The organism is Acidovorax sp. ACV02 (assembly GCF_014851475.1).
In the GTDB taxonomy this organism is placed as follows: domain Bacteria; phylum Pseudomonadota; class Gammaproteobacteria; order Burkholderiales; family Burkholderiaceae_C; genus Acidovorax; species Acidovorax delafieldii.
Map to the genome: position 1 here is coordinate 623,223 of NZ_JACUZU010000003.1, position 21,281 is coordinate 644,503.

The 21,281-nt window shown below is 66.0% G+C and carries 19 protein-coding genes; 7 read left to right on the forward strand and 12 right to left on the reverse strand.

All coding sequences use genetic code 11. From position 1 onward, the window contains the following. Positions 1–4: 4 nt before the first annotated feature. From accB to IB236_RS10185, 3 genes are all read right to left on the reverse strand, one after another. Positions 5–457 carry an acetyl-CoA carboxylase biotin carboxyl carrier protein gene (gene accB / locus IB236_RS10175; protein ID WP_056066347.1) on the reverse strand — a complete coding sequence of 151 codons (453 nt, stop codon included), beginning with the start codon at positions 455–457 and terminating at the stop codon, positions 5–7. 170 nt (positions 458–627) lie between these two features. Beyond that, positions 628–1,206, reverse strand: a complete 579-nt coding sequence (locus tag IB236_RS10180) for a TlpA disulfide reductase family protein (protein WP_192420461.1) — start codon at positions 1,204–1,206, stop codon at positions 628–630. After that, positions 1,203–1,802: a hypothetical protein gene (locus IB236_RS10185; protein ID WP_056066353.1), complete on the reverse strand. Its 600-nt coding sequence runs from the start codon at positions 1,800–1,802 to the stop codon at positions 1,203–1,205. The genes IB236_RS10180 and IB236_RS10185 overlap by 4 nt, the downstream gene beginning before the upstream one ends. 205 nt (positions 1,803–2,007) lie before the next feature. Between IB236_RS10185 and mpl the strand changes: the two genes are divergently transcribed. Continuing rightward, positions 2,008–3,429: a UDP-N-acetylmuramate:L-alanyl-gamma-D-glutamyl-meso-diaminopimelate ligase gene (gene mpl, locus IB236_RS10190; protein ID WP_192420463.1), complete on the forward strand. Its 1,422-nt coding sequence runs from the start codon at positions 2,008–2,010 to the stop codon at positions 3,427–3,429. Between the two features lie 55 nt (positions 3,430–3,484). On the opposite strand, the gene IB236_RS10195 is transcribed toward mpl, so the two are convergent. From IB236_RS10195 to IB236_RS10225, 7 genes are all read right to left on the reverse strand, one after another. After that, entirely contained in the window at positions 3,485–3,796 is a 312-nt protein-coding gene (locus IB236_RS10195) for a hypothetical protein (RefSeq protein WP_060985133.1), read from the reverse strand. A 100-nt stretch (positions 3,797–3,896) separates the two neighbouring features. Continuing rightward, complete coding sequence (locus IB236_RS10200) at positions 3,897–5,018, reverse strand: 3-deoxy-7-phosphoheptulonate synthase (protein WP_192420465.1); 1,122 nt, start codon at positions 5,016–5,018, stop codon at positions 3,897–3,899. 281 nt (positions 5,019–5,299) lie between these two features. Further along, complete coding sequence (locus IB236_RS10205) at positions 5,300–5,839, reverse strand: hypothetical protein (protein WP_192420467.1); 540 nt, start codon at positions 5,837–5,839, stop codon at positions 5,300–5,302. Between the two features lie 110 nt (positions 5,840–5,949). Beyond that, positions 5,950–7,434, reverse strand: coding sequence for a metalloprotease TldD (tldD, locus tag IB236_RS10210; protein ID WP_056066366.1), 1,485 nt, complete (start codon positions 7,432–7,434; stop codon positions 5,950–5,952). A gap of 92 nt (positions 7,435–7,526) precedes the next feature. Next, positions 7,527–7,865 (reverse strand): YegP family protein, encoded by a 339-nt coding sequence (locus tag IB236_RS10215; protein ID WP_056746915.1) that lies wholly within the window; start codon positions 7,863–7,865, stop codon positions 7,527–7,529. Positions 7,866–7,959: 94 nt separating this feature from the next. Then, positions 7,960–9,135: a rod shape-determining protein RodA gene (gene rodA, locus IB236_RS10220; protein ID WP_056746916.1), complete on the reverse strand. Its 1,176-nt coding sequence runs from the start codon at positions 9,133–9,135 to the stop codon at positions 7,960–7,962. A gap of 72 nt (positions 9,136–9,207) precedes the next feature. Next, a complete protein-coding gene (locus IB236_RS10225; RefSeq protein WP_192420469.1) occupies positions 9,208–11,646 on the reverse strand; it encodes a serine/threonine protein kinase in 2,439 nt (812 codons plus the stop codon). Between the two features lie 114 nt (positions 11,647–11,760). Here IB236_RS10225 and IB236_RS10230 point away from each other — a divergent pair, with 114 nt between their 5' ends. After that, positions 11,761–12,345 carry a YqiA/YcfP family alpha/beta fold hydrolase gene (locus tag IB236_RS10230; RefSeq protein WP_056746918.1) on the forward strand — a complete coding sequence of 195 codons (585 nt, stop codon included), beginning with the start codon at positions 11,761–11,763 and terminating at the stop codon, positions 12,343–12,345. A gap of 30 nt (positions 12,346–12,375) precedes the next feature. On the opposite strand, the gene IB236_RS10235 is transcribed toward IB236_RS10230, so the two are convergent. Then, positions 12,376–13,971 carry a Wzy polymerase domain-containing protein gene (locus IB236_RS10235; RefSeq protein WP_192420471.1) on the reverse strand — a complete coding sequence of 532 codons (1,596 nt, stop codon included), beginning with the start codon at positions 13,969–13,971 and terminating at the stop codon, positions 12,376–12,378. 89 nt (positions 13,972–14,060) lie between these two features. Here IB236_RS10235 and IB236_RS10240 point away from each other — a divergent pair, with 89 nt between their 5' ends. The 4 genes from IB236_RS10240 (at position 14,061) to mtgA (ending at position 18,760) form a co-directional block, all read left to right on the forward strand. Further along, positions 14,061–16,136: a ribonuclease catalytic domain-containing protein gene (locus IB236_RS10240; RefSeq protein ID WP_192420473.1), complete on the forward strand. Its 2,076-nt coding sequence runs from the start codon at positions 14,061–14,063 to the stop codon at positions 16,134–16,136. A 30-nt stretch (positions 16,137–16,166) separates the two neighbouring features. Beyond that, complete coding sequence (locus IB236_RS10245) at positions 16,167–17,027, forward strand: energy transducer TonB (RefSeq protein WP_192420475.1); 861 nt, start codon at positions 16,167–16,169, stop codon at positions 17,025–17,027. A 126-nt stretch (positions 17,028–17,153) separates the two neighbouring features. Then, the gene (gene aroE / locus IB236_RS10250) at positions 17,154–18,008 is read left to right on the forward strand and encodes a shikimate dehydrogenase (protein ID WP_056746922.1); all 855 of its coding nucleotides are present in this window, start codon (positions 17,154–17,156) and stop codon (positions 18,006–18,008) included. Between the two features lie 17 nt (positions 18,009–18,025). Beyond that, complete coding sequence (gene mtgA, locus IB236_RS10255) at positions 18,026–18,760, forward strand: monofunctional biosynthetic peptidoglycan transglycosylase (RefSeq protein ID WP_192420477.1); 735 nt, start codon at positions 18,026–18,028, stop codon at positions 18,758–18,760. 40 nt (positions 18,761–18,800) lie between these two features. On the opposite strand, the gene IB236_RS10260 is transcribed toward mtgA, so the two are convergent. Continuing rightward, positions 18,801–20,240, reverse strand: a complete 1,440-nt coding sequence (locus tag IB236_RS10260) for a cytochrome P450 (RefSeq protein ID WP_225581054.1) — start codon at positions 20,238–20,240, stop codon at positions 18,801–18,803. Between the two features lie 76 nt (positions 20,241–20,316). Here IB236_RS10260 and IB236_RS10265 point away from each other — a divergent pair, with 76 nt between their 5' ends. Further along, positions 20,317–21,228 (forward strand): helix-turn-helix domain-containing protein, encoded by a 912-nt coding sequence (locus IB236_RS10265; protein WP_225581055.1) that lies wholly within the window; start codon positions 20,317–20,319, stop codon positions 21,226–21,228. Positions 21,229–21,281 lie beyond the last annotated feature (53 nt).

The following is a 21,281-nucleotide window of genomic DNA, read 5'->3' on the forward strand; positions in this document are numbered from 1 at the left end:
CGCCTTATTCGATGACGAACAGCGGCTGTCCGTATTCCACGGCTTGGCCGTTCTCGCCCAGGATGCGGGTGACCGTGCCCGACTTGTCGGCTTCGATCTCGTTGAGGATCTTCATGGCCTCGATGATGCAGATGGTCTCGCCTTCCTTGACCTGGCTGCCCACCTCGACAAAAGCCTTGGCGCCAGGGCTGGACGAGCGATAGAAGGTGCCCACCATGGGCGACTTGACGATGTGGCCGGTGGGTGCGGCGGCCGCAGGGGGCGCGGGCAATTCCGCCACAGGCGCGGCAGCAGGCGCAGCGGCAGGAGCTGCAACCGGGGCGGGCACATACTGCTGAACCACGGCACCACCGCTCTTGACGATGCGGACTTTGCCCTCGGCCTCGGTAATTTCGAGTTCGGACACGTTCGACTCGGACACGAGATCGATGAGGGTTTTGAGTTTTCGCAGATCCATGGAAGCTCCAACGGCTATAAAACTGAATAGGGCGCGAATTTACTCCAATTTCACCCTATCGCAGTCTTCCACACCCATTTTTCATGAACTTCGGCATGGGAATTGCCATCTCTCAGAGAGAAAGACGCACCCGGAAAGCCTGAAGGGCGGCTGCTTTTCGACGCGAACCCTCAGCCCATGCCTGCCCAAAGCTGCAAGTCCCGGGTGGTCACTTGCCCCATTTTACGATGCAGCACCTTTCCCTCCCCACCAAGGACCACGGTGAAAGGCAGGCCTCCCGTCAGGTTGCCCAGCGACCGGCCCAGATCCGTGCCACCCAGTCCCGCCAGTCCCACAGGGAAATCCAGCGGGATACGCGTCAGAAACTTGCGTACTGCTGACGGCTGGTCAATGGCCAAACCCAGCACTTGCCAGCCTTTGGCAGATTGTTCGCGATAGAAGGCGTTGAGCATGGGCAGCTCTTCCACACAAGGCGGGCACCACGTGGCCCAGAAATTGAGCAGCAACGGCTTGCCTGCCAATGACTTCATGGCCAAGGTACTCCCGGCAGGTGTTTCAAACTCCAGCCCCCAGAGCGCCTGCTCGGCCCCTTGCTCCACGGCGTGGGGCTGAAACTTCCACCATGCCAGGCCCGCGCCCCCCAAAGCGGCGGCGCCTGCCACCCCGGCATACAAAAAGCGCCTGCGAGCGGCGTTGGGCGCAACGTCGCCAGGAGTCACAGGTTCGGGGGATTCAGCAAGCTGGGTCATGGGGTCGTGTTTTCTTGAAGCAAGCGGCGCACTGCCGTGATGTCACCACGCGGGGTTCGGCCCTTGGTGTCGGGCCGGAGCGCACCTCGCAGGTCGTCAAGGTCGTAAATCAGCAGGTGCACGCCGATCATTTCGTTGAGTTCGGGCGATTTGCTGCCAAGACTCAACGCCTCCACCGATTCACCGTGGAAGCCAGTGACCGTGCGGGGTTCGTAGTCCACATGATGATCGATCAGAGCGATCTCTGCCGATTTGGGGTCATCGCAGAACAACTGCAGGTAAATATCCGACAGACGTGTGGCCGTTCCGTGCCACACCGCACCCGCCAGATGCGGCCGGAAAGCCGCCATGCGCTCCATCCACACCAGGGCCAGCTGGCGCAGTGCCCGCAGCTCGCGCGGCTGGGTGTCGGCACAGAAGAGCTGGATGTACTCCCGCACAGCCTCTTCCACCAGGTCGTTGTCCGGCAGCGGGGTACGGGCCGGCAAACCCATCTGCCGCAGCGCACGGCGCTTGGCGGGGCCCCATTCCAGCCCTTCTTCCACCACCAGGCGGGCCGTGGTGTGGGCGATTTCTTCGCTCAAAGGTGTGTGCATGGCAGACAGAGGCAACAAAGGACCCTGCATTGTGGCGCGAAGCCATGACAGCACGGGCGATGCCCCTCAGACACCCCTGGCAACCCCAACAACCGCCACCCCGAAAGACTATTGTTTTGAGAGCAGTTCAGGCAGATGGAACAGGCGCCAGCTGCCACTTTTGCTTTGAACAGTGCGCGGAACCCCGGCTTTAGAATCAGCGCCCATGCATATACACATTCTGGGCATCTGCGGCACGTTCATGGGAGGCTTGGCGGCCCTTGCGCGCGAGGCGGGCCACAAAGTGACGGGCTGCGACGCCGGGGTCTATCCCCCCATGAGCGACCAGCTCCGCGCGTTGGGCATCGACCTGATCGAAGGCTTCGGCGCCGACCAGCTCGCGCTCCAGCCCGACATGTTTGTGGTGGGCAATGTCGTCAGCCGGGCACGGCTGGCCGATGGCTCCCCCAAGTTTCCGCTGATGGAAGCCATTCTGGACGCAGGACTGCCCTACACCAGCGGGCCCCAATGGCTGGCCGAGCACGTGTTGCAGGGCCGCCATGTGCTGACCGTGGCTGGGACGCATGGCAAGACCACCACCACATCGATGTTGGCGTGGATTCTGGAGTCTTCCGGGCAGCAACCCGGCTTTCTGATCGGCGGTGTGCCGCTGAACTTTGGCGTGTCCGCACGCCTGGGCGCTGCACAGCGCCCTGCCCCCGCCGCCGCGCCGCTCGGGGCTGCGCCGCTGTTCGTGATCGAGGCCGACGAATACGACACCGCCTTTTTCGACAAACGCAGCAAGTTCGTGCACTACCGGCCCCGTACCGCTGTGTTGAACAATCTGGAGTTCGACCACGCGGACATCTTTGACGACCTGGCGGCCATCGAACGCCAGTTCCACCATTTGGTGCGCACCGTGCCGCCGTCGGGGCGCGTGGTGGTCAATGGGCTGGAAGAAAGCTTGGCACGTGTGCTGCACACCGGCTGCTGGAGCGAAGTGACGAGCTTTGGCGCTGCAGTCAGCGACTTTCACGCGGTTGGCGACCCGCAGGCATTTGATGTGGTGCACCAGGGGCATACCGTGGCGCGCGTGGAGTGGACGCTGACCGGCGTGCACAACCAGCTCAATGCGTTGGCAGCCATGGCAGCGGCCCACCATGTAGGCGTGGCGCCCGAGCAGGCGGCAGCCGCGTTGGGCAGTTTTCAGAACGTCAAGCGGCGCATGGAGCTGCGCGGCACAGTGGGCGGCGTGGCCGTGTACGACGACTTTGCCCACCACCCCACCGCCTTGCGTACCACCCTGGACGGCTTGCGCCGCACCCTGGGCCCGGGTGCCCGCATCCTCGCTGTGTTCGAGCCCCGCAGCAACACCATGAAACTGGGCGCGATGAAAAGCCAATTGCCCTGGGCCCTGGAGCCGGCCGACCTGGCCTTTTGCCACACGGCTGGGCTGGACTGGGATGCCGCGCAGGCTCTGGCACCACTGGGCGTCGGCCCCGGACAGCGCGCCCAGACGGCCCCGGACATCGATACGCTGGTGGCCCTGGTCACCCAGGCCGCGCGCCCGGGCGACCATGTGGTGTGCATGAGCAATGGCGGTTTTGGCGGCATCCACGCCAAACTGCTGCAAGCACTACAAAAATAATAGCTGCCAGCACATATTCCACTAGCGCTAGCAGCCGATTTCTAGCCAATGGCGGTCAAAATGTGACTGCCATGCCCGGCACGTCCACCCGCACGATAGGCTTGGCCAGCGCGGCACTGGAAGCGCGCGCAAAGTCGCGGGACCACACTGGGTCCTGCATCAGCGCCGCACCGGCTGCGCGTGCCACGGTCAGCACCTTGTCGGCCAGCAGCACCTTGCCGCTGGCGCGCAAGGGCTCGCAGTCCAGCGCGATGAACTGGTCGTCGAGCCAGCGCCGCCCCGCCTCGTGGGCCATGGGCTCGGCGCCCTCCAGATCAAAACGGTATTCCTGATTCGCGGCCAGTTTGACCGACACTTCGCTGTGCATGATGGATCGCCTTTCTGCGTTTTTGCGGTGACTCGGGCCAGCAGCTGCACCTAGTGTGCAGCGATAGGCCCAAGTTTAGATCTTGCGACAGGTCTGACGATCAGCGGGCGCGACGCGCCTTGACGGAGTCCGACAGCTCGGCCAGCGCCTGCAGCGAAGCGTCCCAGCCCAGGCAGGCGTCGGTGATGCTCTTGCCGTATTCGAGTGCCGAAGGATCGTCCTTGCCGGGTGTGAACTTCTGGGCGCCTGCCGTCAGGTGGCTTTCGATCATCAGGCCGAACACGCTGCGCGAACCGCCCGCCACCTGAGCCGCCACATCGCGGGCCACGTCCAGCTGCTTTTCGTGCTGCTTGCTGCTGTTGGCATGGCTGCAGTCCACCATCAATGTGGCGGGCAGCTTGGCGGCTTCGAGGTCTTTGCAAGCCGCGGCCACACTGGCAGCGTCGTAGTTGGGCGCCTTGCCGCCGCGCAAAATCACATGGCAGTCCTTGTTGCCCTTGGTGTTCACGATGGCGACCTGACCGTTCTTGTGCACCGACAGGAAGTGGTGGCCCCGGCTGGCCGACTGGATGGCGTCGGTAGCGATGCGGATGTTGCCGTCCGTGCCGTTCTTGAAGCCGATGGGGGCCGAGATGCCGGAGGCCAGCTCGCGGTGCACCTGGCTTTCGGTGGTGCGTGCGCCAATCGCGCCCCAGCTGATCAGGTCGCCGATGTACTGGGGCGAAATCACGTCCAGGAACTCGCTGCCGGCAGGCATGCCCAGGCGGTTGATCTCGATGAGCAGCTGGCGCGCAATGCGCAGCCCTTCGTCGATGCGGTAGCTTTCGTCCAGGTAAGGGTCATTGATGAGCCCCTTCCAGCCCACGGTGGTGCGTGGCTTTTCGAAGTACACGCGCATCACGATTTCGAGCGTGTCAGCGTACTGGGTGCGCACAGCCATCAGGCGGCGAGCGTACTCGACAGCGGCGGCGGGATCGTGGATAGAGCAAGGGCCAATCACCACCAGCAGGCGGTCGTCCTTGCCCGCCATGATGTTGTGAATGTTCTTGCGGGTTTGGGTGATCAGCGTCTCGACCGGCGTGCCGCCGATCGGGAAGAAGCGGATCAGATGCTCGGGAGGAGGCAACACGGTGATGTCCTTGATACGTTCGTCGTCGGTCTGGCTGGTTTTCTCGACGCTGCGGTACCAGGCATCGCTGGTGGGATTGGTAGTGGCCGTCATGGTTGCTTCCTCGTGGAGTCGGTTGGAGTGGATGGAAAAACGGGAGGGCTGAAAAACAAAAACCGCCGGGCTTTGCAGCGTCGGCGGTTGGTATGGGGAGGTTGTGTGTGCTTACGCGTTTTCCTCTCATCCGCCGGGGACCGAGATAAAAAACCAAAAATAAAACGCGCTGCGAACTTGCATGGGAAGCAATGTAGCACAGGAGTGCGGCAGTTCAGCACCCTCGGCATGTTGCAAATGCACGACATCCACTCGCCCCAAAAGCGCCAGACCAGAGCGATTCACCGGCGTCCCCCCCAAAACCATGCACGCAAGCGCTGCAACGCCGAGGGCTTGCGCGGCGGCTGCACGTCTTGCAAGTCGCTTGCAGGATTGCTCTGGTGCTCGTACATGTCGATGAGCAGCAGCGCTTCGCCCAGGGTTCGCCAGGCCAGCAGCTCGAACTGGTCAAAGCTTTCGCTTTCCTTGGTGCTGCGCCGCTCCAGCATCAGTTGCCAGTCTGCAATGGCGTTGCGCAGCTCCCGCAGTGCACGCTGGTAGGCGCCAAACTCGTACAGCGCGTGCCACGCTGAGCCCAGGCCAGTCAAAAACAGCTGGTGTTCACGCGCGCTGTGCGACAAGGTCACCACACGGCGCGTGATCTCGGTGGTGTCCGTGCTGGTGCGGCGGATGCGAACTGCCTCGTCGATCTGCGAGGACAACGCACCAAGGCTGTCACGCAGCTGGCGCGAGTCCTCGTCGGCAACGCCCTCGCGCAAAAAGCGGCTGATGTCTCCAAACGACTGGAGCGTCAGCAATTGACTGGGGCGCGTGGCAGGCATGGTGTCACCCATTGTGCGCTGGCCGACGCGCAGTACAAGCCCCGAAAAGCGGGTGAAAACGCGAAGTCACGCACCACCCCAGGTCTGCCGGCAGGCTGCCAACGCAACCCTCAGGCCGTACCGCCCACCGTCAAGCCTTCGATGCGCAGCGTGGGTTGCCCCACGCCCACCGGCACGCTCTGGCCTTCCTTGCCGCAGGTACCCACGCCGCTGTCGAGGCGCATGTCGTTACCGATCATGGTCACCTTCTTGAGCGACTCAGGGCCGCTGCCGATGATGGTGGCGCCCTTGACGGGATACTGGATCTTGCCGTTTTCCACCCAGTACGCCTCGCTGGCCGAGAACACGAACTTGCCCGAGGTGATGTCCACCTGCCCGCCGCCGAAGTTGCTGGCGTACAGGCCCTTCTTGATGCTGGCGATGATCTCTTGCGGGTCCTTGTCGCCGCCCAGCATGTAGGTGTTGGTCATGCGCGGCATGGGGATGTGGGCATAGCTCTCGCGGCGGCCGTTGCCGGTGGGTGCCACACCCATCAGGCGTGCGTTCAGCGAATCCTGGATGTAGCCCTTCAAGATGCCATCCTCGATCAGCACATTGCGCTGGCTGGCATGGCCTTCGTCATCCACGTTCAGCGAACCTCGGCGGTCGGCAATGGTGCCGTCGTCCAGCACAGTGACACCCTTGGCAGCCACGCGCTGGCCAATGCGGCCACTGAACGCGCTGGAGCCCTTGCGGTTGAAGTCGCCCTCCAGTCCGTGGCCGATGGCCTCGTGCAGCAAGATGCCCGGCCAGCCTGAGCCCAGCACCACGGTCATCTCCCCCGCCGGAGCGGGACGCGATTCCAGGTTGACCAGGGCCGCGTTCACAGCCTCGTCAACGTACTTACCCATTTGCTCGTCGTCGAAGTAGGCGAGACCAAAACGGCCACCGCCGCCAGCAGAGCCCATCTCACGTCGGCCGTTCTGCTCGGCAATCACCGTGACCGACAGCCGCACGAGCGGTCGTACATCGGCCGCCAGGGTGCCATCGGCGCGCGCCACCAGCACCACGTCGTATTCACTGGCCAGCCCCGCCATCACCTGCGCCACGCGCGGGTCCTTGGCCCGGGCGCGCTGCTCCAGCCGCTCCAGCAGCGCCACCTTGGCCGTGCTGTCCAGCGAGGCAATCGGGTCCACGCCCGGGTACAGGCTGCGGCTGGATGCTACCTTTTTAGGAGCTACCCGCACTTTGCCTGCGTTCGCTATAGACGAAATAGACCGTACGGTGCGCGCTGCGTCCAGCAGCGATGCCTCGGAGATGTCGTCCGAATAGGCAAAGGCCGTCTTCTCGCCACTGACAGCACGCACCCCCACGCCCTGGTCGATGCTGAAGGAGCCTGTCTTGACGATGCCCTCTTCCAGGCTCCAGCCTTCACTGCGGGTGTACTGGAAGTACAGGTCCGCATCGTCCACCTGGTGGGTGCGGATCTCGGCCAGTGCGCGGGCGAGGTGGCCTTCGTCCAGGCCAAAAGGGGTCAGCAGCAGTTCACGGGCAACATCAATGCGCTGGCTGGTGGCCGCACGCTGGGGCGCGGCAGTGGTGGAGCGGAAAGTCATCGAAGCATTTTAGGCGCCTGACCAGCCCCTGCCCGTGTGGAGCCCACATGTCCCTATTTGACCCTGGCGCCCCGTCAGCGCCGCCCGCCGCCTTACGCGGCGGTTTGGTCATCCAGGCCGGCCTCGGCCGCATGGACCTGCACCGACTCGATGCCCGCGTCCCGGGCCTTGGCACCGGAGTACATCTGGCTTTGGCCAATCACCTGGCCATTGGCGGCCTTCAAGGTGAAATATGGCGCTCCGTTCTTGGCACTGAGCCTGCCAAAACGGCCATCGTTCGGAGCGTTCTTGCGCACCGCCTCGATACCACCCAGCGCGCTGGCGCGAGACTCGTACATCTCGCTGGTCAGGATGACCTGACCGTTGGCGGCCAGCAGGTTGAAGACAAACTTGTCGTTTTTCGACTTCTTGAGCTCGAACTTCGCCGCCATGGGGAAACCCTCCGGATGCTGAGCGGCCAAAACACGGTTGGCCAGCCGGTTTGTACCCCGAGGGCGTGTTCCAGGCAACCAGGCCCACAAGGCCCTACAGTGCTGCCGGGAGAGGATCCTTGGTTTCCTGTTTCTGGGATCGCGCCACCGACATCAGGATGCCCAGTGCCAGCCCCAGCGTCACCATGGCGGTGCCGCCATAGCTGATGAAGGGCAAAGGGACGCCCACCACCGGCAAGATGCCACTCACCATGCCCATGTTCACAAAGGCATAGGTGAAAAAGATCATAGACACCGCGCCCCCCATGAGGCGGCCAAACAAGGTGGTGGCGCCTGCGGCAATGGCCAGGCCCCTCCAGACCAGCAGCAGAAAACACACCAGCAGGAACAAGTTGCCCGCCAGGCCAAACTCTTCCGAATAGGCGGCAAAAATGAAGTCGGTGGTGCGCTCGGGGATGAACTCCAGGTGGGTTTGCGTGCCCGCCATGAAGCCCTTGCCCCATAGCCCGCCCGAGCCGATGGCGATCATGCCCTGGATGATGTGAAAGCCCTTGCCCAGCGGGTCGCGGGTGGGGTCCAGCAAGGTGCAGATGCGCTGCTGCTGGTAGTCGTGCAGCACCACCCATCGCACGCCATCCGCGCACAGCTGGTCGCCCAGCAGCACCAGGGTGGCAATGCCCACACCGCCAATCAGCACCGGGGGCAGGATCAGCTTCCAGGACAGGCCCGCAAAAAAGATCACCGAGAGCCCCGCAGCCAGCACCAGCAGCGAGGTACCGAGGTCGGGCTGCTTCATGACCAGGCCCACCGGAACCGCCAGCAGCAGGCCCGCCGCCGCAAAGTCCAAGGGACGCAGCGTGCCCTCGCGCTTCTGGAACCACCAAGCCAGCATCAGTGGCATGGCGATCTTGAGGATTTCGCTGGGCTGGATCACGATACCCACGTTGATCCAGCGCGTGGCCCCTTTTTTGGTGATGCCAAACAGCGCCACCGCCACCAGCAGGGCCACCCCGGTCAGGTACAGCGGCACGGCGCAAGCCATGATTTTCTGGGGGGGCACCTGGGCCACCATGAACAGGATGGCTCCTGCAATCAGCATGTTGCGCCCGTGGTCCACAAACCGCGTGCCGTGGTCATAACCCGACGAATACATGGCCAGCAACCCCGCGCTGGCCAGCATCAGCACCAGCAACAGGAGGGGAAGGTCAAAGCCCCGGAACAGGGGCGCCAGACGCTGGACGAGCGTGGGCTTTTCAAAAACGACGGCCATTCCCCGATTATCGGGGGGATGCCGGGCGTCAGAGCAGCCAACTCCCCGGCAGAGAGATCGTCGACAGCGGCACTACCCTGCCTGCCGGAAGGCCATCACGGCCTGGTTGCGCAGGGTGCGCAGCAGGCCCAGGGCCTTGTCATCCACCACAATGCCCCCCGGTGTGGCCTGATCGGCATAGATGAGGGCAAAGGGCTGCCCCTTGATTTGCAGCGGCAGCAGCAGGAACGACGGTGCATTGACGCCCTTGCGGTACCACTCGGGCAGCCGCGCCTGCATGCGGGGCTCGGTGGCGTCGTTGATCAGGGTGTCTGCACCGCGCAGGCACACGGCGGCAAACAGGTCGCCCTGGGCCTTGAGGGGTACCTTGAGGGCCCGCACGGCCACCTCGCTGCCCTCCCCCAGGCCAAAGCGGCCGGTCAACATGTCGGTGCGGGCCTCGCGCAGGCAAAACACCATGCGCCGGAAACCCAGCGCGCGGAACATGGTCTCCAGGATCATGCGCAGTACATCGTTGAGCTGAAAACTCTCGACCATGGCGTTGGTGATGTCCTGAATGCCTGCCGCCAGCACCTCATTGACCTGCGCCACCGACACCGCCCCTCCGGCCTGGGACTCCAGCACAGCAGGCAGGGGCTGGGTTTCGTTCACGCGCAACTCGTGGGCGCCCAGCGCGTCATCGGGGGCCACAGACGCACCCGCAGCCGACGGCAGCTTGAGCAGGCGGGCGGCTGGTGTGTCCGGCGCCACGCGCAGGTCCAGCGCCTCGGCCAGTGCCACCAGCTTGTGGCGCGCACGCAGGGTGGCTTCGGCAATGGCCTCAGCCGACAGCGCCAGCGTGCGTGCGTACCGCGTGCCCACTTGGCCCAGCTGCCCCTCCAGCTGAGCAGGTTCGCAGAACAGCAAGGCGCTGGCGACCTCGTTGGCCGCCATGGCCGCCCAGCGCAGGCGCTCCACCCCTTGCTCGGGCGCGCGCTGCATGGGTGAGCCCAGCGGCTTGCGCATGCAGCGCTGCAGGCTTTCGGGCAGACCCCAGACGCGCGCCACGCCCACTCCCAGATCCTCAAACCCCAGGCCCAGCACCTGTACCGATGCAGCCTCTTCCCCGCCCTCCATGCGCCCCGAGGCCACCAGGCTGCGCACCTGCCGAGCCTCTTCAGGAAAGTAGAACTCGCACAGCATGCGCCCCAGGTTCTGGAACATCGCCCCGATGAAGGCCTCCTCGGCCGCCTGGCTGGTGCTGCACAGCTCGGCCGCGACCGAGCCCGCCATCATGGCGCGCAAAAATTCCTCGCGCATCTGGCTGGCATGGGCCTTGTCCTGCATGTGGTCCAGCAACACCAGGCTCAGCGCCATGTTCCGCACTGCATTGAAGCCCACCAGGCTCACCGCGCGCGACACGGTGCTGATGGTGCCCCGGCTGGCGTGGGCGTAGTGCACGCTGTTGACCAGACGCAGCAGCTTGTTGGTGAGCGCCACGTCTTTCAGGATCTCGTGGGTCAGGTCGCTGATGCTGTCGTCTTCCGAATTGGCCACACGCTGGATGCGGGCCACAGAATCCGACAAGGCCGGGAAGTCGCTCTTGTGGCGCATGCGCCGCAGCAAAAAGTCCAGCGTGGCGTTGCTCGCGGCCGATGGCGCACTGGCCGGAGCCGCCCAGGCGCGCAGTGCATCCCGAAAGTCCGCCGCCGTGGCGTAGCGCTGCGCGGGGTCGCGTGCCATGGCCCGCTGCAGGATGGCGCGCAGGCCGTCGTCCACGCCCGGCCCCAGGTCGGCGGGCAGCGCCAGGTTTTCGTTGGCAATGCGGTACAGCGCCTGCCAGGTGTCTTTTTGGTGGATGAGGGGGCGCCCCGTCAGCATCTCGACAAGCACCAACGCGGCGGAATACACGTCCATCCCCGGGGTGGGCGCAGCGCCCGCCGCCGCCTCCGGTGCCATGTAGGCGGGCGTGCCGCTGGCCAGCTGTGCATCGGGCGCGGCCTGCACGGGGGCCGCCATGCCAAAGTCCATCACCCGGGCGTGCCGGTGCGCATCGATCATGATGTTGGACGGCTTGAGATCGCGGTGCACGATGCCCGCCTGGTGGGCGGCATGCAAGCCATCAAGCACATCCACCAAAAGTGCCACGGCGTCATGCGGCGTACAGCGCCCCTGCTGGGCCAGGTGTTCGGCCAGCGTGTGGCCTGGCACGTACTCAAACACGATGTAGGGCTGCGAGCCCTGCACGTCGGCCTCGAACACCGGCACGATGTAGGGGTGGGCCAGGCGTCCCACATGGCGCGCCTCGCGCAGCCACTGCTCCAGCACGGAAGGGTCCTGGTCCTGCATGGGGCGCATGAGTTTGATGGCCACCTCGCGCTGCAGACGGGGGTCCAGCGCCAGCCACACGGTGGCCTGGGCGCCTCGGCCCAGCTGCTTCTTGAGCTCAAACCGACCCAGCGAGGCAGGCGGCTTATCGCCTGATCCGAGCGCCCATCGTCTGGCAGTGGAAAGCGGGGCAAAATCGGTCATGGTGCGGGTAGCAAAACCAGGCGCCGCACGGTGTGGCGCCCCGGTACGCACATCTTATGCCTGCGCCAGCCCGGTTAAAGCAGTGATTCCCCTGCCCCGATCACTTTCTGTCTCATGACCACCACCCACCTGCTGTATCTGCACGGTTTTCGCTCGTCCCCCTCGTCGTCCAAGGCCCGCCAGACTGCGGCCTACATGGCAGCCCACCACCCCTCCGTGACCTTCTGGTGCCCCCAGTTGCCGCCATCGCCGCGGGCCGCCATGGCGCTCGTGGCGCAGGGCATTGCCGATTGGCCCCGGCCGTCCATGGCCGTGATCGGCTCTTCGCTGGGCGGCTTCTACGCCAGCTGGGTGGCGCAGCACGCGGGTTGCCCCAGCGTGATGCTCAACCCCGCCGTGGACCCGGCACGTGATCTGGCCCGCTACATCGGCGAGCAGACCAGCTGGCATGACCCGAACGAGCGGTTTTATTTTCTGCCGGAGTACATCGACGAGTTGCAGGCCCTGGACATGCGGGGTCGCTCGCCCGCAGCCCCTGAGCTGGCCATCGTTGCCAAGGGCGACGAAGTGCTGGACTGGCGTGAGATGGTGGGGCGCTACCCGCAGGCCAAGCAGGTGGTACTGGAGGGAGGCGACCACGCGCTGGGCAACTATGGGGACTACCTGCCCTTGGTGAGCCAGTTTCTGCGGCTGGCCTGAATGCGCGGAGGCCGTCCGCCGCGCCTCCGTTCAGGGCTTGAGGTGTGACGAAATCCGCCGACCCTGCTCCCGCCACCGCTCATAGTCCGCCGGGTACGCAGCACGGTATCGCTTGAGGTGAAACGCCGCCTCGTCGTCCAGCCCCAGCATCGTGGCGCTTTCGATCAGCGGCTCGATCACCCGGGGTTCGGGCGAGAAGTGCAGCAGCTTGTTGGCCACCCCAAAGACTTGGCCCGCATTGCTGGGCGAAAGCTCGATGGTGGTCAGCAGCGCAAAATCGACCTGATCGGTGAAAAAGGGGGTGTTACCCACCTTGCGAACGGTGTCCTGGCGCAGGGACGGCGGCCGGTCGGCGAGCGGTTTGTACAGCTGGCCGACGCGATAAAAATCCCAGCCCACATAGGCCCCTGTTGCCAGCGCGGCCACGATGACGCTGACCGCCCCCCGGCGTGCGCCCAGCGAGCTTGCCCAGCCGGGCAGCTGCCAGCGCCACAGCAACGCGACGGCCAGCACCGTGACCAGCTGGAACGGCCCGTACCACAGCGGAAACTCCAGCAGGCTGTGCAGACCCAGCGGCGCCAAGATGCCCCAGGCCAGTTGCCGCGCTGGATCGGTCTCGCGCCAGGGCTTTTCGCGCAGCACCCACACCACCACCGCGGCACAAAAGATCAGCGCCACCGGCACGCCCAGCTCCACCGCAAGGTGCAGGGGCAGGTTGTGGGCATTGTCCAGCAACACACAAAACCGCTCGCCCGGGAACACGGTGACATAGTGCGCGTAGTCCAGCTCCCCCCAGCCCCAGCCCACCCAGGGCTTTTGGGCGATCAGGTGCAGCACATTGGCCCACAGCACGCGGCGGCTGGTGCAACCAGGCTCTTCGTCGAGGATGCGCACAAACAGCCCATCCGATGCGAACCCGGTCCAGTCCAGCAGTAAACGGGGCAGCAGCCAGGCCGCTGCGCCATACAAAACCAGTCCCACCAGCCCCACCCCAGGAACCAGACGCCCCCATGACACGCGCCAGCACACCACGAGCCCCAGCAGTAACAACCACTGCGCAGCCCCGGTGCGCGACGCCGTGGCCGCGCTCGACATCGCCAGCAATGCCAGCCCACAAGCCACCAGCCAACCCGTCAACCAACCGGGCCAAGCTTGCCCTGTCTGAAAGGGGGTGACAGAGCCTGGCTGTTCCAAACGCCCTTGCCTCTGAACCAGGGTCCACAGCAAGGCCCACACTCCCAGGCTCAACAGCGTGGCCTGCTGATTGCGCTGGCGCAGGTTGCCGATGGCCTGCCCCAGTGTGGAGGGCTGCACCCCTGGCAGGCCAGGGTCCCCCAGAAAGTACTGCAGCAGCCCGATGACTGCACTGATCAGTGCCGCTACGAGAAGGCCCGCCGCCAGCATCCGGCTCGACACCAGGGCTGGCGCAACCCCGGTCTCCCCTTCCTGATCCCGCCCCGGCAAACTGCCGCAGCGAGCCAGGGCCAGCAACACCAGCACCGCGCCGCAGCACCAGGACGCCAGCAGGGGCCAGAAGTTGTTGATGGGGGCCTGCGTGAAGCAGAACAGGAACGGCAGCGCCAGTGCCAGCAGTGTCAGCGGCGTGGCCATGGTGGCAAAGGGCATGGGATGGCAGGTAGGGGCAAAAAGGCGCGCCGTGGATCATATGCGCCGCCGCCCGGGCGCCCGCTGGCGCCCATGGGACAATCGCCGCCATGCACGCATTGTTTGAAGAAGCCGGCAAATTTCTCGCCGGCCGTATCCTGTCCGAAGCCGATACCTCCGCCCAAGTGGAGCTGGACTCGGGCAAACGGGTCAAGGTCAAGGCCGCCCACATCCTCCTGAAGTTCGAAAAACCCGCCCCGGCAGAACTCGTCGCCCAGGCCCAGGCCGTGGCGGAGACCATTGAACTGGACCTGGCCTGGGAGTTCGCGCCCGAAGACGAATTTGGCTTTGCCGACCTGGCGCGGGACTATTTCTCCGAGAACGCCACGCTGGCCCAGCAGGCCGGTGCGCTGTTCCGCCTGTACGACGCGCCCCACTACTTCCGCCGCGCGGGCAAGGGCCGCTTCAAGAAGGCCTCGGCCGAGATCCTGCAGCAGGCGCTGGCCGCCATCGAGAAGAAAAAGGCCATCCTGGCGCAGATCGACGAGTGGGCCGCAGCGCTCGGACGCGGCGAATGCCCGCAGCCCATCCGCGACCAGCTCTACAAGATCTTGTTCAAGCCGGACAAGAACGCGCCCGAATACAAGGCCGTGGTCGAGGCCAGCCGCGCCACGCACACCGCACCGCTGGACCTGCTGCAAAAAGCGGGCGCCATCGATTCGGCCTACCAGTTCCACTGGAAGCGCTTTCTGTTCGAGAACTTCCCCAAGGGCACGGGCTTTCCCGCGCTCACGGCGCCCGTCATTGCCGACGAGCTGCCGCTGTCGTCCGCCCAGGCGTACTCCATCGACGATTCGCAGACCACCGAAATCGACGATGCGCTGTCGGTACAAGGCCTGGGCACCGGCACCGTGGTGCTGGGCATCCACATCGCCGCACCCGGCCTGGCCATCCAGCCGCGCAGCGCCATCGACCAGCTCGGACGCGCCCGCTTGTCCACCGTGTACATGCCGGGCTACAAGATCACCATGCTGCCGGATGACGTGGTGCAGACCTACACGCTGGACGAAGGCCGCGCCAACCCGGCCGTGTCTCTATATGTGACCATCGACGAGGCCACACTGGAGTTCAAGGGCTCCGAGACCCGGCTGGAGCGCGTGCATGTGGCCGCCAACCTGCGCCACGACCAGCTCGATGCGGTGGTGACCGAAGAATGGCTGTCCAACCCGGCGTTTGAGCACCAAAACGACCCCAAGCGCTTGTCCGAATTGCGCCCGCAGCTATCGTTTTTGCACCGCCTCGCCAAGGACCTCAAGGCGCGCCGCGAGGTGGTGCGCGGCAAGCCCGAGAACTTCAACCGGCCGGACTACAACTTCCGCCTGGCCGGCAACAACGGTGCCGAGCCCACGGGCGATGAACAAGTGCAGATCAGCGTTCGCCAGCGCGGCGCGCCACTCGACCTGATCGTGGCCGAGGCCATGATCGTCGCCAACAGCACCTGGGGCAGCTGGATGGCCGAGCTGGGCGTGCCCGGCATCTACCGCAGCCAGGCCAGCATGGCGCCGGGCGTGAAGGTGCGGATGGGCACCAAGGCGCTGCCGCACGCAGGCATCGGTGTCAAAGCCTATTCGTGGGCCACATCGCCCCTGCGCCGCTACACCGATCTGGTCAACCAGTGGCAGATCATTGCCTGCGCCCGCCATGGCAAGACGGCCGCACTGGCCGCGCCCTTCAAGCCCAAGGACGCCGACCTGTTCTCCATCATCAGCAGCTTCGATGCGGCCTACAGCGCCTACAACGGCTACCAGGCCGGCATGGAACGCTTCTGGACGCTCAAATACGTGGAGCAGAACGGCATCACCGAACTGAACGCCACGGTCTTCAAGGAAGGCCCGGGCGGCAGTTTCCTTGTCCGCGCCGACGACATTCCGCTCGTGTTCCCCGTGCTGGGCGCACAAAACCTGCCGCGCGGCGCGCGCCTCAAGGTCAAGCTGGGCGAGGTGGACGAAATCACCCTGGACATCCACGGCACCGTGATCGAGCGCCTGGACGACCCCGCCGACACCAGCGACGATGGCCCGGTGGACGATGCCGAGGACGACGACACCGTGGCGGGGCCCATCGCCATTGCCGTGGACGTGAACGAGGCCCCCGCCGACGCCACTGCAGCAGCACCGGCCGCCTAAGCCCCGGACAGCCCCTGATAATTGCCGGCGATGAAACTCCCTGCCTTCCTCCGCACCTTCAGCACGCTGCAGCTGGCGCTGGGCGTGTCCATCGCCGTACACGCTGCACTCATCTCGGTGCGCTTCATTGACCCCGAGGGCTTCAACCGGGTGTTCCAGGACACGCCGCTCGAAGTCATCCTGGTAAACGCCAAGACGAACGAGCGGCCCGACAAGGCCCAGGCGATTGCCCAGGCCAACCTGGCAGGCGGTGGCGATGCAGAGAAGGGCCGGGCCACCAGCCCCCTGCCCTATTCGGCCCTGACCACCATCGGTGACGACTACGAAGAGGCCCAGCGCAAGATGGACGCGATGCAGGAGCAGCAGGCCCAGCTGCTGGCCCAGTTGCGCAAGCAGCTGGCCACCATGCCAGCGCCCGATCCGCGCCAGGCCAGCCAGAGCGGAGAACAGGCCAGCGAGCAGGAAAAGCGCCGCCAGCTGGTCAAGCTGCTGGCCGAGATAGAAAAACGCATCAACGAAGAAAACTCGCGCCCCAAGAAGCGCTACATCAGCCCCGCCACCCGCGAGGAAGCCTATGCCGTGTACTACGACGCGCTGCGCCGCAAGGTCGAGGACAAGGGCACCGAAAACTTCCCGGAGCAGGGTGGGCGCAAGCTGTACGGCGAGCTGACGATGATCGTCACCGTCAACCACGACGGCCGCGTGCTGGGCACGGAGATCGTGCAGGGCTCAGGCAACGGCACGCTGGACCGCCGCGCCGAAGCCATTGCCCGCGCCGCAGGGCCGTTTGGCGCCTTTGATGCCGAGATGCGCAAGAAGGCCGACCAGATCGCCATGGTGGCGCGCTTCAAGTTCACCCGCGACCAGACCCTGGAAACCGTTGTGAAGTAACTGCCCGGCGGGTGCGCAGCGAGGCCCTTCTCGCAGGCCGCCAAGGCCTCCACGCCCACCTGCCCGCCCCACAGAACACACCGCACGGCCGCCCGTACCGCCAGCCCCACGCCGCCCTAGCCACCCATGACATCCCCCGCCTCCCCTGCCGACCTGTACTGCGTGATGGGCAACCCGGTCGCCCACAGCCGCTCGCCTGCCATCCACGCCCGTTTTGCCGAGCTGACCGGTGAACACATTGCCTACGAACGCCGCCTGGTGCCCATGGACGGGTTTGCCCAAGGCGTGCGCGCGTTCGCGGCAGAGGGCGGGCGCGGCTGCAACGTCACCGTGCCCTTCAAGACCGACGCACCGGGCCTGGCGACCGAGTGCAGCGAACGCGTGCGGCTGGCGGGCGCTGCCAACACGCTCACCTTTCGCGCGGACGGCAGCATCTACGCCGACAACACCGACGGCCTGGGCCTGGTGGCAGACATCACGCACAACGCAGGGGTGTCGCTGGCCGGGCGCGACGTACTGCTGGTGGGTGCCGGTGGCGCAGCCGCTGGTGTGCTGGGCCCGCTGCTGCTGGCAGGCGCCCGCCACATCACCGTGGCCAACCGCACCCTGGCCAAGGCGCAAGCGCTGGTGCAGTCGCACAGCGCACTGGCAGCGCTACAAAAAGCAGAGCTGTCAGCACAAGATCCACTAGCGCTATCGGCCAATTTCGATGTGATCATCAACGCCACGGCCAGCAGCCTCTCTGGCGGCGGTGTGCCGGTCCCCGCCAGCGTGCTGCGCCCGGGCGCTCTGGCCTACGACATGATGTACGGCCCCGCTGCGCAAGGCTTCCTCGACTGGGCGCGCCAGCACGGTGCGGAGCCCCGTGACGGCTTGGGCATGCTGGTGGAACAGGCCGCTGAAGCCTTCTTGCTGTGGCGCGGTGTGCGTCCGCCTTCGGCCCAGGTGCTGCGCGAAATGCAGCAATCCATGGCGGCCTGAGCCCCGAGGACGCCCCGATGAAAGCCGTGCTGCGCTGGCTGGGACTGCTGGTGATCGCCTTCGTGGCGCTGCAGCTTTTCTTCGTGCTGCGCATTGCCGCCATGGTGGCGATCAACCCCCAATCCACCACCTTCCAGCGCTCTGAAGCCTGGACGCTGCTGGCCAGCAAAGGCCACGTGCCCTGGCGCCAGCAATGGGTGCCGTACGCGGACATTTCCGACCACCTCAAACGCGCGGTGATCGCCTCGGAAGACGATGGTTTTGTGAACCACGACGGCGTGGACTGGAACGCCATCGAAAAAGCCTGGGAGCGCAACGCCAAGGCCGAAGCCCTGGCCAGCAAGGCGCAGGCCCGTGCCCCCGAGCGCCCGGTGCGTGCGCCCAAGATTCGGGGTGGCTCCACCATCACCCAGCAGCTGGCCAAGAACCTGCTGCTGTCGGGCGAACGCACGCTGCTGCGCAAGGGGCAGGAGTTCGTGCTCACGCTGGCGCTGGAGCAGTTGCTCTCCAAGCAGCGCATCCTGGAGATCTACCTCAACAACGTGGAATGGGGCGAAGGCGTGTTCGGCGCCGAGGCGGCCGCGCAGCACTACTTCCGCAAGAGCGCCAGCCGCCTGAGCACTGCCGAAGCCGCGCGCCTGGCCGTGATGCTGCCCGCGCCCAAGCGCTTTGAGAAAACGCCCGGCTCGGCGTATCTGGCAGGGCGGACACGCACGATCCTGGGGCGCATGGGCGGCGCAGAGCTGCCCTGAAGCCGGCTGTCGGCAGCGTCACCCACACGCCTACAGCGCCTCATCGCCCCTGCGGTGCCTCACGCCGCTGCAGCCACAGCGCAGACGCCCCCTCGGGCCGTAGTGTCACTTGAAACCTGGGGGCCCCCACGGCGCCCCCCGCCGGCAGGCGCACGGTGTAGCGCTGCAGCAGCATCGCCGCCAGCAGCGTCATCTCCAGCATCGCAAAGTGCTGGCCAATGCACACGCGCGGCCCCAGGCCGAACGGAATCCACGCGCCCCGAGGAATGGACGGAGCGCCGTCCAGAAACCGCTCAGGCACAAAACGGTCCGGCTCGGCAAACCAGCGCGCATCGCGGTGCAGCACCCAGGGGGTGATGCGCAGCATGGCGCCCTGGGGGACCGGCACGCCGCCCAGCGTGATGGGCGCGATGGTGCGGCGGCTCATCAGCGCGGCGATGGGGGGGTACAGGCGCAGCGCCTCTTTCAGCGTGGCGCCCAGCCAGGGCAGTTGGGCCAGATGCTCGGGGCCGGGGGTGCCGCCCTGCAGCACGGCATCAACCTCCGCCTGGGCACGCTGCGCGGCCTCGGGATGCTGGGCCATGAGCAGGGTCCACCACAGCAGCGTGGTGGCGCTGGTTTCGTGTCCGGCCTGGAAGCTGACGATGCACTGGTCAAACACCTCTTGCGCAGACAAGGCCTCGCCGGTTTCCTCGTCGCGCAGGGCCAGCAGCATCTGCAGCAGGTCCGTGCGCGCAGGGGCATCGGGCGGGGGCACCTCGGCCTGGCGGGCATGGATGTGGCGCCACACCAGCCCCTTCAACGACCGGATAGCCCGCCGCTTGGCCGCCTTGCCCGGCAGGGGCAACCAGTCGGGCAGCGTGAAGGGCATGAACATTTCGCGAAAGGCGGTTTCCGACAGCGTCTGCGTGGCCCAGGCGGCTTCGCGCGCATCGGCCTGCGCCGAGGTGCTGAACAGCGTGCGCAGGATCACGTCCATGGCCACGTCCGTCCACAGCGCATCCACCGCCACCTGGGCACCGGACTGGCCCGGGGGCACGGCAGCGTCGAGTGCGCTGCGGGCGGCATCGGTCATCAGTTGTGCGTAGCCTGCCACCCGCTTGGGAGTGAAGGCGGGCATCAGCATGCGGCGCTGGCGCTGCCAGGTGTCGCCTTCGGTCACCAGCACGCTCTGGCCAAACACTTCTTCGAACACCGCAATGCCACGCTCCCAGCGAATGAGCTGGTCGGCATGGGTGACGAGTGCCTCGCGCACGAGGTCGGGGTGCATCAGGTCCCACGCATCTTCATACCCTAAGCGCATGCGGGTGAGGTCGCCATGCTCACGCTGCAGTTGGGTGACAAAGCCCAGGTAGTCGGCCCGCATGGCGCGCAGCAACGGCAGGCCCCACCAACGGGTTCGCGGGCCGCGTGGCGTTGCAGGCGTGGGGGGATGAGTGGGAGAAGTAACAGACGACGTGGTGACTGTGGGCGAGTTCATGCCCCACATGCTGCAGCGCAGCGACGATTCGGTATTGAACGATTGCGACAGCACCCTTCGCCTACACTCGCGGCCCATGGCAAGCTTGGCCCCCCTTTCCCACCGGCACCCTGCCGGGTTGATCCCGTCGGGCGAACTGTGGCTGCCGCGCGCCAGCCTCACGGCCTGCCTGCGCGCGGCGATGGCGCGTAGCACGGTGGGCCATGCGCTCAGCGATGCGCAGCGCATCAACCGGTTCCCCGCATCCCCCTTGTGCAGCCTGAGCTGGTGGTTTGAAGGCCGCAGCGAGGCACTGGTGGCCGAGCGCCCCGACACCATGCCCACGCAGCACAGCCCGCGCGAGGCCTACCCCGGCCGCTGGGTGCTGGCCGGCCCGCAGACCCGCCCCACTTCCAGCTACTGCGCAGGGCCCACGCACGCCATGATGGTGATGTTCATGCCCGACGCGCTGCACCAGCTCACCGGCGTGGACCCCGGCGCCCTGACCGACCGCATGGTGGACGCGCAATCCCTGTTGCCGCCCGACTGGCTGGCGCTGTGCGAAACGGTGCAACACCTGCCCGACAACGCGGCCCGCCTGCAGCACCTGGAGGACTTCCTGGAGCCCCGCTGGCAAGCCTGCCGCCCGGCACAACCCTTGCCCACACAGCGCTACGGCGACTGGGCCGCGCACCTGGCGCAGCGCGCCGCCCTGTCTGCCCCCGGCCGCAGCCTGCGCCAGCTGGAGCGGCGCATCAAGCGCTGGGCCGGGCTGCCCCTGCGCGAGCTGCGCGGCTTTGGCAAGGCCGAGCAGGCGTTCTTCGACACCATCGCGGCCGATGCATCCCAAGGCAGCGTCAAATGGGCAGACGTCGCAGCGGGCGCCGGGTTCTCGGACCAGTCGCACCTGTGCCGCGTCACGCGCCGCATCACGGGCTATGCACCGCAGGCGCTGTATGACGGCATCTATGGGGACGAAGCTTTCTGGGCCTATCGCATCTGGGTGTAGCGCTGCCCAGGTCCTTGCCTGGCATGCTGGCCCGGCGCCCGTATCATCCCCGC

What these genes read in the sequence shown, in the direction of transcription:
- accB (WP_056066347.1), bottom strand. Translation starts at nt 457, where the DNA reads ATGGATCTGCGAAAACTCAAAACCCTCATCGATCTCGTGTCCGAGTCG.
- IB236_RS10180 (WP_192420461.1), bottom strand. Translation starts at nt 1,206, where the DNA reads ATGACCCAGCTTGCTGAATCCCCCGAACCTGTGACTCCTGGCGACGTT.
- IB236_RS10185 (WP_056066353.1), bottom strand. Translation starts at nt 1,802, where the DNA reads ATGCACACACCTTTGAGCGAAGAAATCGCCCACACCACGGCCCGCCTG.
- mpl (WP_192420463.1), top strand. Translation starts at nt 2,008, where the DNA reads ATGCATATACACATTCTGGGCATCTGCGGCACGTTCATGGGAGGCTTG.
- IB236_RS10195 (WP_060985133.1), bottom strand. Translation starts at nt 3,796, where the DNA reads ATGCACAGCGAAGTGTCGGTCAAACTGGCCGCGAATCAGGAATACCGT.
- IB236_RS10200 (WP_192420465.1), bottom strand. Translation starts at nt 5,018, where the DNA reads ATGACGGCCACTACCAATCCCACCAGCGATGCCTGGTACCGCAGCGTC.
- IB236_RS10205 (WP_192420467.1), bottom strand. Translation starts at nt 5,839, where the DNA reads ATGCCTGCCACGCGCCCCAGTCAATTGCTGACGCTCCAGTCGTTTGGA.
- tldD (WP_056066366.1), bottom strand. Translation starts at nt 7,434, where the DNA reads ATGACTTTCCGCTCCACCACTGCCGCGCCCCAGCGTGCGGCCACCAGC.
- IB236_RS10215 (WP_056746915.1), bottom strand. Translation starts at nt 7,865, where the DNA reads ATGGCGGCGAAGTTCGAGCTCAAGAAGTCGAAAAACGACAAGTTTGTC.
- rodA (WP_056746916.1), bottom strand. Translation starts at nt 9,135, where the DNA reads ATGGCCGTCGTTTTTGAAAAGCCCACGCTCGTCCAGCGTCTGGCGCCC.
- IB236_RS10225 (WP_192420469.1), bottom strand. Translation starts at nt 11,646, where the DNA reads ATGACCGATTTTGCCCCGCTTTCCACTGCCAGACGATGGGCGCTCGGA.
- IB236_RS10230 (WP_056746918.1), top strand. Translation starts at nt 11,761, where the DNA reads ATGACCACCACCCACCTGCTGTATCTGCACGGTTTTCGCTCGTCCCCC.
- IB236_RS10235 (WP_192420471.1), bottom strand. Translation starts at nt 13,971, where the DNA reads ATGCCCTTTGCCACCATGGCCACGCCGCTGACACTGCTGGCACTGGCG.
- IB236_RS10240 (WP_192420473.1), top strand. Translation starts at nt 14,061, where the DNA reads ATGCACGCATTGTTTGAAGAAGCCGGCAAATTTCTCGCCGGCCGTATC.
- IB236_RS10245 (WP_192420475.1), top strand. Translation starts at nt 16,167, where the DNA reads ATGAAACTCCCTGCCTTCCTCCGCACCTTCAGCACGCTGCAGCTGGCG.
- aroE (WP_056746922.1), top strand. Translation starts at nt 17,154, where the DNA reads ATGACATCCCCCGCCTCCCCTGCCGACCTGTACTGCGTGATGGGCAAC.
- mtgA (WP_192420477.1), top strand. Translation starts at nt 18,026, where the DNA reads ATGAAAGCCGTGCTGCGCTGGCTGGGACTGCTGGTGATCGCCTTCGTG.
- IB236_RS10260 (WP_225581054.1), bottom strand. Translation starts at nt 20,240, where the DNA reads ATGAACTCGCCCACAGTCACCACGTCGTCTGTTACTTCTCCCACTCAT.
- IB236_RS10265 (WP_225581055.1), top strand. Translation starts at nt 20,317, where the DNA reads ATGGCAAGCTTGGCCCCCCTTTCCCACCGGCACCCTGCCGGGTTGATC.